This is a genomic window from Streptomyces nojiriensis, assembly GCF_017639205.1.
Lineage (GTDB): Bacteria > Actinomycetota > Actinomycetes > Streptomycetales > Streptomycetaceae > Streptomyces > Streptomyces nojiriensis.
In genome coordinates this window covers 5,649,895-5,664,031 of record NZ_CP071139.1, presented here as the reverse complement: position 1 = coordinate 5,664,031, position 14,137 = coordinate 5,649,895, and the positions used below count along the sequence as shown (strand labels likewise).

13 protein-coding genes are annotated in these 14,137 nt (G+C 72.3%); 6 read left to right on the top strand and 7 right to left on the bottom strand.

All coding sequences use genetic code 11. From position 1 onward, the window contains the following. Positions 1-53: 53 nt before the first annotated feature. The gene (locus tag JYK04_RS26520; RefSeq protein WP_189733035.1) at positions 54-1,340 is read right to left on the bottom strand and encodes a recombinase family protein; all 1,287 of its coding nucleotides are present in this window, start codon (positions 1,338-1,340) and stop codon (positions 54-56) included. A 433-nt stretch (positions 1,341-1,773) separates the two neighbouring features. Here JYK04_RS26520 and JYK04_RS26515 point away from each other — a divergent pair, with 433 nt between their 5' ends. After that, positions 1,774-5,025: a tetratricopeptide repeat protein gene (locus JYK04_RS26515; protein ID WP_189733037.1), complete on the top strand. Its 3,252-nt coding sequence runs from the start codon at positions 1,774-1,776 to the stop codon at positions 5,023-5,025. Positions 5,026-5,518: 493 nt separating this feature from the next. Here JYK04_RS26515 and JYK04_RS26510 read toward each other — a convergent pair whose 3' ends face one another. Both JYK04_RS26510 and mca read right to left on the bottom strand, forming a co-directional pair. Then, entirely contained in the window at positions 5,519-5,743 is a 225-nt protein-coding gene (locus tag JYK04_RS26510) for a hypothetical protein (protein WP_189733039.1), read from the bottom strand. A 2-nt stretch (positions 5,744-5,745) separates the two neighbouring features. Continuing rightward, the gene (gene mca, locus JYK04_RS26505) at positions 5,746-6,627 is read right to left on the bottom strand and encodes a mycothiol conjugate amidase Mca (protein WP_189733041.1); all 882 of its coding nucleotides are present in this window, start codon (positions 6,625-6,627) and stop codon (positions 5,746-5,748) included. Between the two features lie 107 nt (positions 6,628-6,734). Between mca and JYK04_RS26500 the strand changes: the two genes are divergently transcribed. Both JYK04_RS26500 and greA read left to right on the top strand, forming a co-directional pair. Continuing rightward, positions 6,735-7,148 (top strand): DUF4307 domain-containing protein, encoded by a 414-nt coding sequence (locus JYK04_RS26500; RefSeq protein ID WP_189733043.1) that lies wholly within the window; start codon positions 6,735-6,737, stop codon positions 7,146-7,148. A gap of 159 nt (positions 7,149-7,307) precedes the next feature. Next, positions 7,308-7,805: a transcription elongation factor GreA gene (greA, locus tag JYK04_RS26495; protein ID WP_030009952.1), complete on the top strand. Its 498-nt coding sequence runs from the start codon at positions 7,308-7,310 to the stop codon at positions 7,803-7,805. A gap of 142 nt (positions 7,806-7,947) precedes the next feature. Here the strand turns inward: greA and JYK04_RS26490 are convergent, their stop codons facing one another. The 3 genes from JYK04_RS26490 to ilvA all read right to left on the bottom strand — a co-directional run bounded on the left by JYK04_RS26490 (position 7,948) and on the right by ilvA (position 11,194). Next, a complete protein-coding gene (locus tag JYK04_RS26490; RefSeq protein ID WP_189733045.1) occupies positions 7,948-8,823 on the bottom strand; it encodes an ABC transporter permease in 876 nt (291 codons plus the stop codon). Beyond that, a complete protein-coding gene (locus JYK04_RS26485; protein ID WP_189733047.1) occupies positions 8,820-9,842 on the bottom strand; it encodes an ATP-binding cassette domain-containing protein in 1,023 nt (340 codons plus the stop codon). The genes JYK04_RS26490 and JYK04_RS26485 overlap by 4 nt, the downstream gene beginning before the upstream one ends. Positions 9,843-9,961: 119 nt before the next feature. Continuing rightward, entirely contained in the window at positions 9,962-11,194 is a 1,233-nt protein-coding gene (gene ilvA, locus JYK04_RS26480; RefSeq protein ID WP_189733049.1) for a threonine ammonia-lyase, read from the bottom strand. 173 nt (positions 11,195-11,367) lie between these two features. Here ilvA and JYK04_RS26475 point away from each other — a divergent pair, with 173 nt between their 5' ends. The 3 genes from JYK04_RS26475 to JYK04_RS26465 are packed head-to-tail and all read left to right on the top strand — an operon-like array spanning position 11,368 to position 12,620. Further along, the gene (locus tag JYK04_RS26475) at positions 11,368-11,889 is read left to right on the top strand and encodes a MarR family winged helix-turn-helix transcriptional regulator (protein WP_189733051.1); all 522 of its coding nucleotides are present in this window, start codon (positions 11,368-11,370) and stop codon (positions 11,887-11,889) included. A 57-nt stretch (positions 11,890-11,946) separates the two neighbouring features. Next, the gene (locus JYK04_RS26470; RefSeq protein ID WP_189733053.1) at positions 11,947-12,369 is read left to right on the top strand and encodes a sigma factor-like helix-turn-helix DNA-binding protein; all 423 of its coding nucleotides are present in this window, start codon (positions 11,947-11,949) and stop codon (positions 12,367-12,369) included. Further along, complete coding sequence (locus tag JYK04_RS26465; protein WP_189733054.1) at positions 12,366-12,620, top strand: hypothetical protein; 255 nt, start codon at positions 12,366-12,368, stop codon at positions 12,618-12,620. Before JYK04_RS26470 ends, JYK04_RS26465 begins: the two co-directional genes overlap by 4 nt. 304 nt (positions 12,621-12,924) lie before the next feature. On the opposite strand, the gene JYK04_RS26460 is transcribed toward JYK04_RS26465, so the two are convergent. After that, complete coding sequence (locus JYK04_RS26460; RefSeq protein WP_189733055.1) at positions 12,925-14,082, bottom strand: cystathionine gamma-synthase; 1,158 nt, start codon at positions 14,080-14,082, stop codon at positions 12,925-12,927. Positions 14,083-14,137: the final 55 nt, after the last annotated feature.

Sequence of the window (14,137 nt, the reverse complement as noted above, 5' to 3'; positions counted from 1 at the left end):
TCAGGTCGCCGCATCAACCGGTTGGACACGATCGGCCCACTTCCACACCGGGATCACACGCGAATGGTCCCAAGTGCCGCAGCCCTTGCGCCCAGCCTGATCACCAGACTCGCGAGGACCGAAGTGACCACCTTGCGCTTCTCCTCGAATGCCATCCCACCCGATAGCCACCGCAGCCGTACGGGCTCCGGAAGCCTGACCCGGCCCCGCCCGTCCTCCGGGAAAAGGAGTCGTTCGATGGCCTCCTCCACGAGCGGCCCGCTGATGGCACAACGACCGCAGCCACGTCCGGCAGCCCCGTTGCAGACGTAGTTGTACGGACTCCGTTGGCTGCGGCTGCTCGTGGCTCCCATCGAGCGCCCGCACGTGCCTCCTTCCTCCAGCTCTGCCCCGCACCGCAGGAACCCGCTGGCAAGGTACTTCGGGCCGGCTCTGCGGTCGGTGAGCCTCGGGCTGAGCGGCCCCCTGTGCATGAACTGACTGCCGGGCGCGAAAGTCGCGCAGACCGCCTTCCACTGTTCGGGCGTGACGATGGCCTGCCAGGCTCCGACCACCGGCTCCCCCGTCTCCGGATCCGCCAGCAGCTCGCCCCGGTTGCCGCGGAATCCGCAAACGCGCGGGGAAGTGATGATCTGGGTGACCGTCTGCGGGTTGGGACGGCCCCCACGGGTCCCTGTGATGCCGAGCGCGTTCCACTCCCGCGCGACCTGGCCTACGGCCTTGCCCGCGGTCCGGTCCTCGATCGCCTTTCGTACAAGTGCGGACTCCACCGGGTGCAGGGTTTTCCGGTCCTCCTGCCATCCGAAGGGCCTGGGGCCGCTGTGCGGAAGCCCGTCCATCGCCCGTGACCAGTGCCAGTCCTGCACCCTGCGGCTCCGTGTCCGGCCTTCCGCGGCGGCTGCCTGAAGGGACTCCGCACCCTGGAGGAGACCCGCCTTGCTGTACGGGTCGCGCAGGCCGGCCCGGTCGACGTACACCCGCCCGGGTTCGCTCGTCAGCGCCGCCATGAAGCGGATGAAGTCATCCGGCCTGCGGTACAGCCGGTCGTCGGCGACCGCGACGACGCCCATCAACGGTCCGGCGGCGAAGGCGTGTCCGCGGTGCAGGTCGGCGAGCAAGTGGTCGAAGGCCGGGCGCTGCCGGTCGTCCTTCGTGGCGGTACGCGCGCTGTCCGTGTACGTCGCGACGACGACACAGCCGTACTGTGCGGCGGTGCGTTCGTTGATGCGGTGCTGGTGCCGTACGCCGCGCCCCTCCTGTCGTGGTGCGTCCTGCGATGTACGTGCGTAGGACGCGACCGGAATGCGGCCGCCCTCGGTCTCGTGCGGCTTGGATTCCATGGCCGTCCCTCGCTTTTCGAGCTCACGTCCGACACTCGCTTCAACGAACGAAAGGATGGTCGGGTTACGGCATCACTGTCGTTTCAGGAGTGGGGTCAGGTCGGCGGTCCAGGTGTCGCGGGGGCGTCGAGGTAGCCGTTGCGGTCGGCCTCGGCCGGTTTCTCGTGGCGTGGTACGAACCGGCGCGCGGGCGGCGGGGGTTCGCGTCCGGGCAGTGCCGACAGCGGCGCCGTCGCGCACCGGGTCGGCAGGCCAGCCGTGCGTAAGCGATGCCGTGTCATGTTGCCGCCCGAATATGCCAGTTGACGGAATTCGACCCGTCCTTGAGGGAGAGTGCGCACTTCCCTCTGAACTAGCTCAGATTCCCTCGCGCTCGGCGGAGTCCCGCAGGACACTTGGGGCTCGTTGCCGGAGCTCTCTGAGGGGGATGCCGATGCGGGACAGCCATCGCGGTGATGCCGAGCGGCTGTTGGAGCGGGCCGTGGACGATGCGGCGCAGCGGGGAACGGGGGCGGGCATCGACCGTGCGACGCTGCTGGCCCGGGGCCGGGACGCGCTGGACGCGCTCGCCGCGAGTGCGGCGCCGGAGTACGAGGCGTACGTGCGGGCTCTGGACGAGGCTGCGGCCGGGGACCAGTCGCTCGGTGACGCCTTCCGGCGGGGCGACCATTCCACGGCGTTGCTGGTGACGGCGGTCGCGGCGGCCACGGCCGTGGGCGCGGACCTGTCGCTGGGCGTCGCGGCCGGTACGGCGCTGACCGCGGGGGCCGTGGTGGGGATCTCCGGGGCGGTGGCGACGGTGGTGAAGGTGACGGCGCTGCACCTGCCGGCCGCGAACCGGCGGGCCGGGGAGCGGGGCCGGCCGGGCGGGCCGGAACAGTTGAGGCTGCAGTGGCTGTCGGCGCTGGAGCTGCGCGGGATACGGCCGTTCCTGGAGCAGCAGCGTGCGGTGGCCGCGGCGGCCCGGGCGGCCCGGCCCGCCGCGGCCGGGCAGGCGGCACGGCCCGCTCCGCGGTTGCGGGGTACGGACCGCAGCGCGGAGGCGCGGCGGCGCAGTGCGCTGGAGCATTCCTTCGGGCAGCTGCCGGCTCCGGCGGAGGTGTTCGCGGGGCGGCGGTCCGAGCTGACGCGGATCGCGCAGTGGGTGCAGGCGGCCCGGGCGAGTACGGAGACCCGGCCGGTGGTGGTGGTGCTGCACGGTGAGCCGGGGGTGGGCCGTACGGCGCTGGCGCTGCGGGCGGCGCACGGGCTGCGGGACCAGTTCCGGGGCGCGTGCGTGGTGGACCTGCGGGGCGGGTCGGCCGGGGAGGCCTCCGGGGACGCGCCGCTGTCCACCCGGGAGGCGTTGCTGCACCTGATGAACCGGCTGGGGGCGCCCCGCGAGCAGTTGCTGTTCCGCGAGGGCGCGTCGGCGGAGCAGCAGGTGCGGCGGCTGGGCGAGCTGTACCACCAGCACCTGCAGGGGCTGCCGGTGACGGTGCTGCTGGACGACGCGGTGGATGCGGCGCAGGTGCGGATGCTGGTTCCGGAGCGCTCGGAGAGCCTGGTGCTGGTGACGGCGCGGGAGCCGTTGGAGCTGCCGGCGGATCTGGCGGCGTGGGTGTACCAGCTGCAAGTGGAGCGGCTGGCGCCGCAGGAGGCGGCGGAGCTGCTCCGGGCGCCGCAGGCGGGTGTGGCCGGGCCGGCGGATGTGGCGGAGGAGGACGTGGCCGCGGTGGTGGAGCTGAGCGGCGGGCTGCCGCTCGCGCTGCGGTTGCTGGCTCCGCTGGCGGGCGAGGGCCGGGCCCTGGCCGACGGTGCGGTGGCGCACCCGGTGGAGGCGGCGCTGCGGGCGGCGGACGCGCGGCTGGCCGAGCCCGCCCGGCAGCTGCTGCGGCGGTTGCCGCTGGCGGGGCGGGCTTCGCTGGGTGCTGCGGCGGCGGCCGCGCTGGCCGACGTACCGGAGGCGGCGGCGCTGCGCACGCTGGAGGAGCTGTGGGAGGCCGGGCTGATCGAGCGGGTGCGCGGCCGGCGGTTCCGGATGCACGACGCGGTGCGTGCGTACGCGGCGGCGCGGTCGGCGGCGGACGAGGACCGGGCGCAGGCCGCGGCAGCGCACGAGCGGCTGATCCGCGACTACGCGAGGCTCGCGGACTCGGTGATCCGGATGGTCGACGGGAAGATGTCGACGCGGGCGAACACGTTCCTCAAGGGGCCGGTCGGCGGGCACGGTTTCACGTCGCTGGACGCGGCGCTGCGCTGGCTGGACGACGAGTCGAGCTTCATCACGGCGGCGCTGCGGCATTCGGAGGGGGTGGATCAGCAGGCGGTGCTGGATCTGCTGGGCGCGCTGTGCGATTTCTGTCTGCTGCGCGGGGACCTGTACCGGCTGGGTGAGATCGACGAGCTGACGCAGGTGGTGGCTGCGGGCCAGAACGGGCTGAAGGGGCAGCAGGGGCGGCTGGTGCGGTCGGTGCAGTGGCGTACGGGTATCGCGGCGCGCCAGCTGGGCGAGCTCGACAAGGCCCGCACCACGCTGGCCTCGGTGGTGGACCAGTACATGGAGGCCGATCAGGAGGCGGCGGCCGCGATGGCCCTGATCTCGCTCGGGATCACGCTGCACCACCAGGGCAACCTGCCGGAGGCGGCGGTGCGGATCCGGGAGGCGCTGGTGCTGCAGGAGCCGCCGGAGCTGGCGGGCGACCGGGCGTGGGGGCTGCACGCACTGGCGGCGGTGGAGCGGGACCGGGCGCGGTTGGCGGAGGCGGCGCGGCTGCTGGAGACCTCGCTGGCCCTGCACCGGGAGAGCGAGAGCGTGCACGGGGAGGCGTGGGCGCACTTCCAGCTGGGTCAGGTGCACCTGCGGTTCGGGGACGTGGAGCGGGCGGAGGTGGAGCTGCGGCGGGCTCTGGACCTGTACGGGCGGACCCGCGACGACCGCGGTGAGGCCTGGGCGCTGACGCAGCTGGGCCGGGCCCGGGTGGTGGACGGGGATCCGGGGCCGGCGGTGGACGGGCTGCGGGAGGCGCTGGCCCGGCACCGGGAGGCGGAGGACGCGCGGGGGGAGGCGTGGACGCAGTACTACCTCGGGCAGGCGCTGGAGGTGGGCGGCGAGCGCGACGAGGCGGTACGGGAGCTGGAGCGGGCGCGGACGATGTTCTCGCGGATGCGGGACGTGTACGGGCTGGCGTACGCCCGCCACCATTCGGGCCGGGTGACGCGGGACCAGCGGGCGGCGCAGACGGGGAACCTGCGCAACTCCGGCTTCGCCCGTCAGCTGCTGGTCGACGCGCGGGCGGACTTCCGGCGGATCGGGCTGGCGCACGGCGAGGCGTGGACGTGTCTGGAGCTGGCGGTGGTCGACGCGGGCAACGGCCGGCTGTCGCAGGCGCTGGGTCTGTGCGAGGAGGCGGTGCGGCTGTTCATCGCGTACGGGGACCGGCGCGGGGAGGACTGGGCGCGGTTCCTGCGGTGCACGATGCTGCCGTACGCGGTGCCGGCGGCGCCGGAGGAGGCGCGGGCGGAGCTGGGGCGCCTCGCGCAGGCGCCGCATCCGGCGCGGGACGGCCGGCTGGAGGACTGCCTGGAGACGTACGGGGTGATCCTGGGCCGGGGGGTGGATCCGGCGGAGGGCTGGCAGGCGTGGCGGCTCGGCCTGGTCCCGAACCTGCACTCGCGGGAGGTCATGGGGGTCCCACGGACCTGACGGGCTCGCGTCCCGACGGGCAGGGTGGGTCACGGCACGGCGCGCCCCAGGGCGCGCTCCTCGGCCGGCCACCGGCCCGACGGGCGGCTCCGTGGTGGCCCGGGGACCGGAAGCGGCGGAAACCCGCCGGGGGCCGCGGGCCGGAGGCGGACCGAGGGCGGGGGGAAACCGCGGGAGGCGTCCCGCGGCGGACCCGGCAGCCGGATCGCGCACGCGCACGAGCTCCCGGCCGCCGGCTTCCCGGCCGGGGCGGCGGCATGCACGCGAGGGTCCCCGCAGCGCCACACCGGTCCCGGACCGGCCTCACGGGGCCGAGGCTGCCGTCCGCGCCGGAGGCGGCCCGGGCGATCGCATGCACGCGAGGGTCCCCGCAGCGCCACACCGGTCCCGGACCGGCCTTACGGGGCCGAGGCTGCCGTCCGCGCCGGGGGCGGCCCGGGCGATCGCATGCACGCGAGGGTCCCCGCAGGCCCGTACCGACCCCGGACCGGTCTTACGGGGCCCGGGTGCCGTCTCCGCCGGAGGCGCCCGGCTCCGGGGCCTCCTCGAAGTTCACCCGGCCCATGTGCCGGTTCATGGACTTCATCAGGGCCCACACGCCGACGGCGAGGGCCGCGAACACGATGAAGCCGAGGAGGCCGGGCGTCACCTTGTTCTTGTCGAAGGTGTCACCCGCCAGCGGAAGGAGCTGGGTCAGTGCTGCCTGCGTAGCGCTCATAGCTACGCATTCTCCCGGATGCCCGCGAAGAGGTCGGACTCGGGGAGGGAAGTGTCGACGAGCGACTTGGCGAGCTCGTACTCCTCGGTGGGCCAGACCTCCTTCTGGATGTCCATCGGGACGCGGAACCAGCCGCCGTCCGGGTCGATCTGGGTGGCGTGCGCGATGAGCGCCTTGTCACGGATCTCGAAGAAGTCGGCGCAGGGCACGTGGGTGGTCAGGGTCCGCTCCTTGCGCTCGAACTCCTTCCACCGCTCCAGCCACTCCCCGTAGGGGGACTCCAGGCCGCGCGCGAGCAGCGCCTCGTGGAGGGCGATGGTGCGCGGCTTGTTGAAGCCCTGGTTGTAGTAGAGCTTCTGCGGCTGGTAGGCCGGGCCGTACTCGCTCTCCGGGTACTTCTCGGTGTCGGCCGCGCTCTCGAAGGCCAGCATGGAGATCGTGTGGGTCATGATGTGGTCGGGGTGCGGGTAGCCCCCGTTCTCGTCGTAGGTGGTGACGACCTGCGGCTTGAAGGCGCGGATCTTCTTCACCAGCTCGCCGGCGGCCTCGTGGGCGTCCGCGAGCGCGAAGCAGCCCTCGGGCAGCGGGGGCAGCGGGTCGCCCTCGGGGAGGCCGGAGTCGACGTAGCCGAGCCATTCCTGCTGGATGCCGAGGATGTCGCGCGCCTCGTCCATCTCCTTGGCGCGGACCTCGTGGATGTTCTCCTCGATGTACTTGTCGCCCTGGAGCTTGGGGTTCAGGATCGAGCCGCGCTCGCCACCGGTGCAGGTGACGACCAGCACGGGAATCCCCTCGGACACGTACTTGGCCATGGTGGCCGCGCCCTTGCTCGACTCGTCGTCGGGGTGGGCGTGGACGGCCATCAGTCGAAGCTGCTCGGTCAAAACAGGATCCTCTGCGATTCGGCGCGACACTCAGCTCCTATAGTGACCGAACCGGGGGGCGGAAAATTCCAGGGGTGACCCAGCCGTCTCCGGCGAGAGGAACGATCATGAGCGCGGTGCGCGAGGGACTGCCCGAGGGCCGGTACGGCCGGTCGGCGGACGAGCGTGCGGACCGGAAGCTCAAGATCATCGGATCGGTGCTGGGTGTGGCGCTGCTGGGCGTGGTCGGCTGGATCGGCTGGGACTACGTCGCGGGGCAGAGCGTGAGCGCCGAGGTGATCAAGTTCCAGGTGATTTCGGACACCGAGGTGAAGGTGCACCTGGAGGTCCGCAAGGAGTCCTCGGTCACCGGGGTCTGCTCCCTGAGCTCCCAGGACAAGGAGCACGCCGAGGTGGGCCGCGCGGACTTCACCTTCGCGCAGAACCGGTCGCGGGTGGACGAGATCGTCACCCTGAAGACCACGAACCGGGCCACGATGATCGAGCTGATCGGCTGCCAGTCGGCGCCTTCCGCCCGCTGAGGTCCGAAGCGGTCCGCCGAGGTCCGAAAGAGGATTGAAGTAGCGCCCCACGAGGCAATGAGCCTCTGGGGTCCTCCCCCTTTTCTTCCCGAATTGTTAGGCTCGTGGTTTCGTCCGCCGATGGCGGCCAGTAGTCCCCTGTACCGACGAGGAGCACCCGTGACCCAGACGAGCGAAAGCGTCACCTGGCTGACCCAGGCGGCGTACGACCAGCTGAAGGCGGAGCTGGACTACCTCTCTGGTCCCGCCCGCACGGAGATCGCCACGAAGATCGCAGCCGCCCGCGAGGAGGGCGACCTGCGCGAGAACGGCGGTTACCACGCGGCGAAGGAGGAGCAGGGCAAGCAGGAGCTCCGGGTCCGCCAGCTCACGCAGCTCCTGGAGAACGCCAAGGTCGGCACCGCGCCCGCGTCCGACGGCGTGGTGGCCCCCGGCACGCTCGTCAAGATCGCCTTCGACGGCGACGAGGACGACACCATGGAATTCCTGCTGGCCTCGCGCGAGTACGCGTCCTCGGACTTCGAGACGTACTCCCCCCAGTCCCCGCTGGGCAGCGGTGTGCTGGGCAAGGCGATCGGCGAGGACGCCGAGTACGAGCTGCCGAACGGCAAGAAGGCCTCCGTCAAGATCCTTGACGTCAAGCCCTTCACCGGCTGATCACCCTCGGTCACCGTTTTCTTCCTGACCGACGACGCGCGATGCCCGGCCGGATCCTTCCGGCCGGGCATCGCGCGTTGCTGCCGGTACGGGCGCCCGGGGCCCGGCGTCCGACGCCCGGGGTCCGACGCCCGTGCGGGTCCTACGCGGTCGCCGAGCGGTACTTGCGCACCGACAGGGTCCGGAAGACCACGACGATCAGCACCGACCAGAGGATGGACGCCGTGATCGGGTGCTGCATGGGCCAGGCGTCCGGGACCGGGTAGCCCTCCGGAAGGTTCCCGAAGAGCTCGCGGGCCGCCTGCACGGTGGCGCTGAACGGGTTCCACTCCGCGATGGTGCGCAGGAAGGGCGGCATGTTCTCGGCGGGGACGAAGGCGTTCGAGATGAACGTCAGCGGGAAGAGCCAGATCAGCCCGCCCGAGGTGGCCGCCTCGGGGGTGCGCACCGACAGCCCGATCAGGGCGCCGATCCAGGAGAAGGCGTAGCCGAGCAGGAGCAGCAGGCCGAAGCCGGCGAGGACCTCGCCGAGGCTGGTGTGGGTGCGCCAGCCGACGAGGAGGGCCACGATCGCCAGGATGACCAGGGTGAACGTGGTCTGGACGAGGTCGGCGAGGGTGCGGCCGGTGAGGACGGCGCCGCGCGCCATGGGCAGGGAGCGGAAGCGGTCGATCAGGCCCTTGTGCATGTCGTCCGCGATGCCGGCGCCCGCGCCGGCGGTGGCGAAGGTGACGGTCTGGGCGAAGATGCCGGCCATCAGGAACTCGCGGTAGGCGGCGGGTGAGGTGCTGCCGCCGACGCTGATCGAGCCGCCGAAGACGTAGCTGAACAGGACGACGAACATGACCGGCTGGATCACACCGAAGATGATCATCTCGGGGATCCGGGACATCCGGATCAGGTTGCGCTTGGCGATCACGAGGGAGTCGTTCACGCTCTGGACGACGCCGCCGCGCGGGCGGGGCGCCGCGAGGTCGCGGTGCGGGGAGGCGCCCGGGTTCGGGGAGGTGAGGGTCACTTCGCCGCCTCCTTGCGGGCCGCCTTGCGGCCCTTGGTCCCGGGACCGGCCGGCGCGTCGCCGTTCTCGTCCGCGGCCAGTTCGGCGGCGTGCCCGGTCAGGGAGATGAACACGTCGTCGAGGGTGGGGCGGCGCAGGCCTATGTCGTCGATCTCGATGCCCCGGCCGTCGAGTTCGCGGATGACCTCGGCGAGCAGCTTGGCGCCGCCGGACACGGGCACGGTCAGTTTGCGGGTGTGCTCCTCGACGGTGGTCTCGCCCTTGCCGAAGCCGGCGAGCACCTCGCGCGCGGTGGTGATGTGCTGCCGCTCGTGGACGACGACCTCCACGCGCTCGCCGCCGGTACGGGCCTTGAGCTGGTCGGAGGTGCCGCGGGCGATGACCTTGCCGTGGTCGACCACGCAGATGTCGTGCGCGAGGTGGTCGGCCTCCTCCAGGTACTGGGTGGTGAGGAGCAGGGTGGTGCCGCCGGCGACCAGTTCCTGGATGATGCCCCACAGCTGCTGGCGGTTGCGGGGGTCGAGTCCGGTGGTCGGCTCGTCCATGAACATCACGGGTGGGCTGACGACGAGGGCGGCCGCGAGGTCCAGGCGCCTGCGCATGCCGCCGGAGTACGTCTTGGCGGTGCGGTCCGCGGCGTCGGAGAGGTTGAAGCGTTCGAGGAGTTCGGTGGCCCGGGCTTTGGCCGCCCTGGCCTTCATCTGGTAGAGCTGGCCGACCATCTGGAGGTTCTCGCGGCCGGTCAGGTACTCGTCGACGGCCGCGAACTGGCCGGACAGGCCGATGGCGCGGCGGACTTCGTTGGGGTGCTTGAGCACGTCGATGCCGGCGACGACGGCCTTGCCGCTGTCGGGCCGCAGGAGGGTGGTCAGGACGCGTACGGTCGTGGTCTTGCCCGCGCCGTTCGGGCCGAGAAGACCCAGGACGGTGCCTTCGGGGACATCGAGGTCCACGCCGTCGAGAGCCCGTACATCGCCGAAGGTCTTGACCAGACCTTCGGCGTAGATAGCGCCTGGCATATGGATTCTCCCAGTGAATCGGGCCAGTAGAATCAGGATATTCAGGGCATTTCTAGGCAAATCCTATGAGCGCCGGGCATGTCCTGCTCGACCGAACGGGGGATGGCCGGGGACGCCTCCTAGCTCATCACCTTGTATCCCGCGCCGTGCAGGGAACGCGCGACTTCCGCGCAGTGCTCCGGGCCCTTCGTCTCCAGCTGCAGCTCCACCTCCACCTCCGTGAGCCCCAGCCGCGGGTCCGTCCGCACGTGGCTCACGTCCAACACGTTCGCATCCACCACTGACAACACCGCCAGGAGCCCGGCCAGGGCGCCCGGCCGGTCGGTCACGCGCAGCCGCAGGGACAGGTACCGGCCCGCCGCCGCCATGCCGTGCCGCAGGATCCGCTGGAGCAGCAGCGGATCGACGTTCCCACCGGACAGGACGGCCACCACCGGGCCGCCGCCGTACAGTTCGGGCTCGCTGAGCAGGGCCGCGACCGTGCTGCACCCTGCCGGTTCGACCACCAGCTTGGCCCGCTCCAGGCAGAGCAGCAGGGCGCTGGAGAGGGCGTCCTCGGAGACCGTGCGCACGTCGTCGACGAGCTCGCCGATGATGTTGAAGGGGATGTCCCCGGGGCGGCCGACCTTGATCCCGTCGGCCATCGTGTTCGGATCGTCGATCGAGATCGGATGTCCGGCCCTGAGCGAGGGCGGGTACGCGGCCGCGCCCGCCGCCTGCACCCCGATGACCCGCACGTCCGGCCGCAGCGCCTTCACGGCGACCGCGACGCCGGCCGCGAGACCGCCGCCGCCGATCCCGACGAGGATGGTCCGCACCTCCGGGCACTGCTCCAGGATCTCCAGGCCGACCGTGCCCTGCCCCGCGATGATGTCGCGGTGGTCGAAGGGGTGGATGAACACCGCGCCGGTGCGGTCCGCGTACTCCTGGGCGGCCAGGAAGGTCTCGTCGACGACCTGCCCGTGCAGGCGCACGTCGGCGCCGTACTCCTGGGTCGCGGCCACCTTCGGCAGCGGCGCCCCGACCGGCATGAACACGGTCGAGCGGACCCCGAGGAGGGAGGAGGCCAGCGCCACGCCCTGCGCGTGGTTGCCCGCGCTCGCGGCGACGACACCGGCGGCCCGCTGCTCGGGGCGCAGGCACGCGATGCGCACGTAGGCGCCGCGGAGCTTGAAGGAGCCGGTGCGCTGGAGGTTCTCGCACTTGAGGTGGACCGGGGAGCCGGTGAGTGCGGAGAGGTGCCGGCTGCCCTCCATGGCGGTGACCCGCGAGACGCCCGACAGCATCTTCTGGGCCCCCCGGACGTCGTCGAGGATGACCTGGGGGACGGGCTGGGGCACGCGGTAGTTCATGCCGCCAGTCTCGCAGGGCGTGCGGGAGGGTCGATATCTCGCCATCCGGGACACGCTCGGCGCGGGAGTCCCAACCGGCCGTATCAGTTCTCGTACGAGGCGTACGAGCCGCCGCACGGCCGCGTACTCTGTCCCCCATCCTTGTCGGACCCACGCGAAGAGAGCCCACGGCCATGCCTTCCACCTCGGCCAATTCCGATCTGCCCGCGGCGCCGGACGCGCCCGCCGGAGCCGGTCTCCTCGACGCGCTCCAGCACCAGGTGGCGGTCTTCGCCCGCCGTGCCGAGCAGACCCGTCTGGGCGGTGTGGGCCAGGCCCGCAACTCGATGGACCGCGCCGCCTACCTGCTGCTGAACCGGCTCGACCTGGAGGGCCCGATGGGCGTGAAGGCGCTCGCCGGCGGCATGGGGATCGACTCCTCCACGGTGACCCGGCAGGTCGCGCCGCTGGTCGACAGCGGTCTGGTCAAGCGGACCTCGCACCCCGAGGACGGGCGGGCCGTGGTGCTCGCGCTGTCCCCGCGAGGACTGGCCCGGCTGGACGAGGTCCGCTCCTCGCGGCGCGAGCTGATGGCCCGGGTGACGGAGGGCTGGAGCGAGGGCGAGCGGGAATCCTTCACCGGTCTGCTGACGCGCTTCAACCTGTCGCTGTCGGAGCTCATGGCGGCCGTGGCCGAAGCCGGTCCCGCCTCCTGAGCGGAGTCCGTCCGGCCTCTTGACCTGAGCGGCCCCGCTGCCCGCACTATGTGGACTATGCGGGTGGTTGATCAACAGGCGGGCTCCTACGCGGAGTTCGAAGCCTTCGTGGCGGGCGCGGCCGGGCGCCTGCTGCATGTCGCGCTCCTGCTGACCGGTGAACCGGACTCGGCCCGGCGGCTGCTGGCGGGCGCGCTGGCCCGTACGTACGCGAACTGGCGGCGCCTGCGCGGGGACGATCCGTACGATTTCACCCGCCAGGAGCTGTGCACGGCCTTCGCCCGGACCGGCTGGCGCCATCACGGTGGCGCCGGGGTGCTGGCGCGGCTGAGCCCGCCGGAGCGGCTCGTCCTCGTCCTGCGGCTCTACGAAGGGGTCGCGGAGGAGGTCGCGGCGGCACAGCTCGGGATGCCGGTGGAGCGGGTACGGGTGCTGTGCAATCGGGCCGTGGCCGCGCTGAGGGGCCGGGGGGCGGCGTGAGCGGGCTCCCCGACCGGAAGGAAGCCCAGGTCAAACGGCTCCTGGAGGGTCCGTACCCGCCGGTGCCGACGGGGCTCGCGGCGGGCGCCGCGGCCCGGGGCGACCGTCTGCTGCGACGGCGGCGGGCGCTGCGGATGTTCGGGTGGGCCGTGCTCTTCGCTGCCGCGGTGGCCTTCGTGGTGTGGGCCTCCCTGACCCGCCCCTGGCTCACACCGCCGAGCGGCATCTCCCCACCCCTGCAAGGCTGGTAACCCACCAACTCCGGCTGCGCCGGGCAACACCCAGCCCTGCCAGGCCCTTTCCGGCTGCGCCGGGCATGTCCAGCCTCGCCGGCGTTTGAGGCGCGGGGTCTGGGGCGGAGCCCCAGGGAACCCGGCTCCGCCGGGCACCGGGCTCCGCCCGGACCCGCGCCTCAAACGCCGGCGAGGCTGGAGGTGGCCCCGGCGAAGCCGGAGTGGACGGCGAGGCTGGAGGTGGCCCCGGCGGAGCCGGAGTGGGCTCGGCGGAGCCGGGAAGGGTGGGGGTGCCGGGCCCGGGTGGGCCCGGCGGGGGGGGTTAGCCCAGGGCCTGGGTCAGGTCCGCCACGAGGTCGTCGGCGTTCTCGATGCCCACCGACAGGCGGATCAGGTCCGCCGGGACCTCCAGCGCCGAGCCGGCCACCGACGCGTGCGTCATACGGCCCGGGTGCTCGATCAGGGACTCGACGCCGCCCAGGGACTCGGCCAGCGTGAAGATCTTGGTGCGGCCGCAGACCGCGACCGCCTCTTCCTCGCCGCCGGCGACCTGGAAGGAGATCATGCCGCCGAAGTTGCGCATCTGCTTGGCCGCGACCTCGTGGCCCGGGTGCTCGGGCAGGCCCGGGTAGAGGACCTTGGTGACCTTCGGGTGCCGCTTGAGCAGCTCGACGATCTTGCCCGCGTTCTCCGCGTGCCGGTCCATGCGCACGGCCAGGGTCTTGATGCCCCGCAGGACGACCCACGAGTCGAACGGACCGGCCACCGCGCCCATCGCGTTCTGGTGGTAGGCCAGCTCCTCGCCCAGCGCCGCGTCCGCGGCGACCAGCGCGCCGCCGACCACGTCGGAGTGCCCGCCCATGTACTTGGTCAGCGAGTGCACGACCACGTCCGCACCCAGCGCCAGGGGCTGCTGGAGGTACGGCGAGGCGAAGGTGTTGTCCACGACCAGCTTGGCGCCGGCCGAGCGCGCGATGTCCGCGACCACGGCGATGTCCGTGATGCCGAGCAGCGGGTTGGAGGGGGTCTCGACCCAGATGACCTTCGTCTTCGGGGTGAGGGCCGCCCGTACCGACTCGGGGTCGGAGGTGTCGGCCACCGACCACTCCACGCCCCAGCGGGAGACGACCTTCGCGAAGAGGCGGAAGGTTCCGCCGTACGCGTCGTTCGGGATGACCACGTGGTCGCCCGGGGCGAGCAGCGTACGCAGCAGGCAGTCCTCGGCGGCGAGTCCGGACGCGAAGGCGAGACCGCGACGGCCGCCTTCCAGGGCCGCGAGGTTCTCCTCCAGCGCGGTCCGGGTCGGGTTGGCGCTGCGGCTGTACTCGTAGCCGCCGCGGAGCCCTCCGACGCCGTCCTGCTTGTAGGTGGAAACCTGGTAGATCGGGGGTACGACCGCGCCGGTCAGCGGGTCCGCCGTGTTGCCCGCGTGGATCGCGCGGGTCTCGAAGCTCTGGTGCTCGTGGCTGTCGTCGCTCATGGTCCGATGCTATGCCCGCCCGGTGCCCGGCCCCCTATTGGCCTGCTCCCCCCTC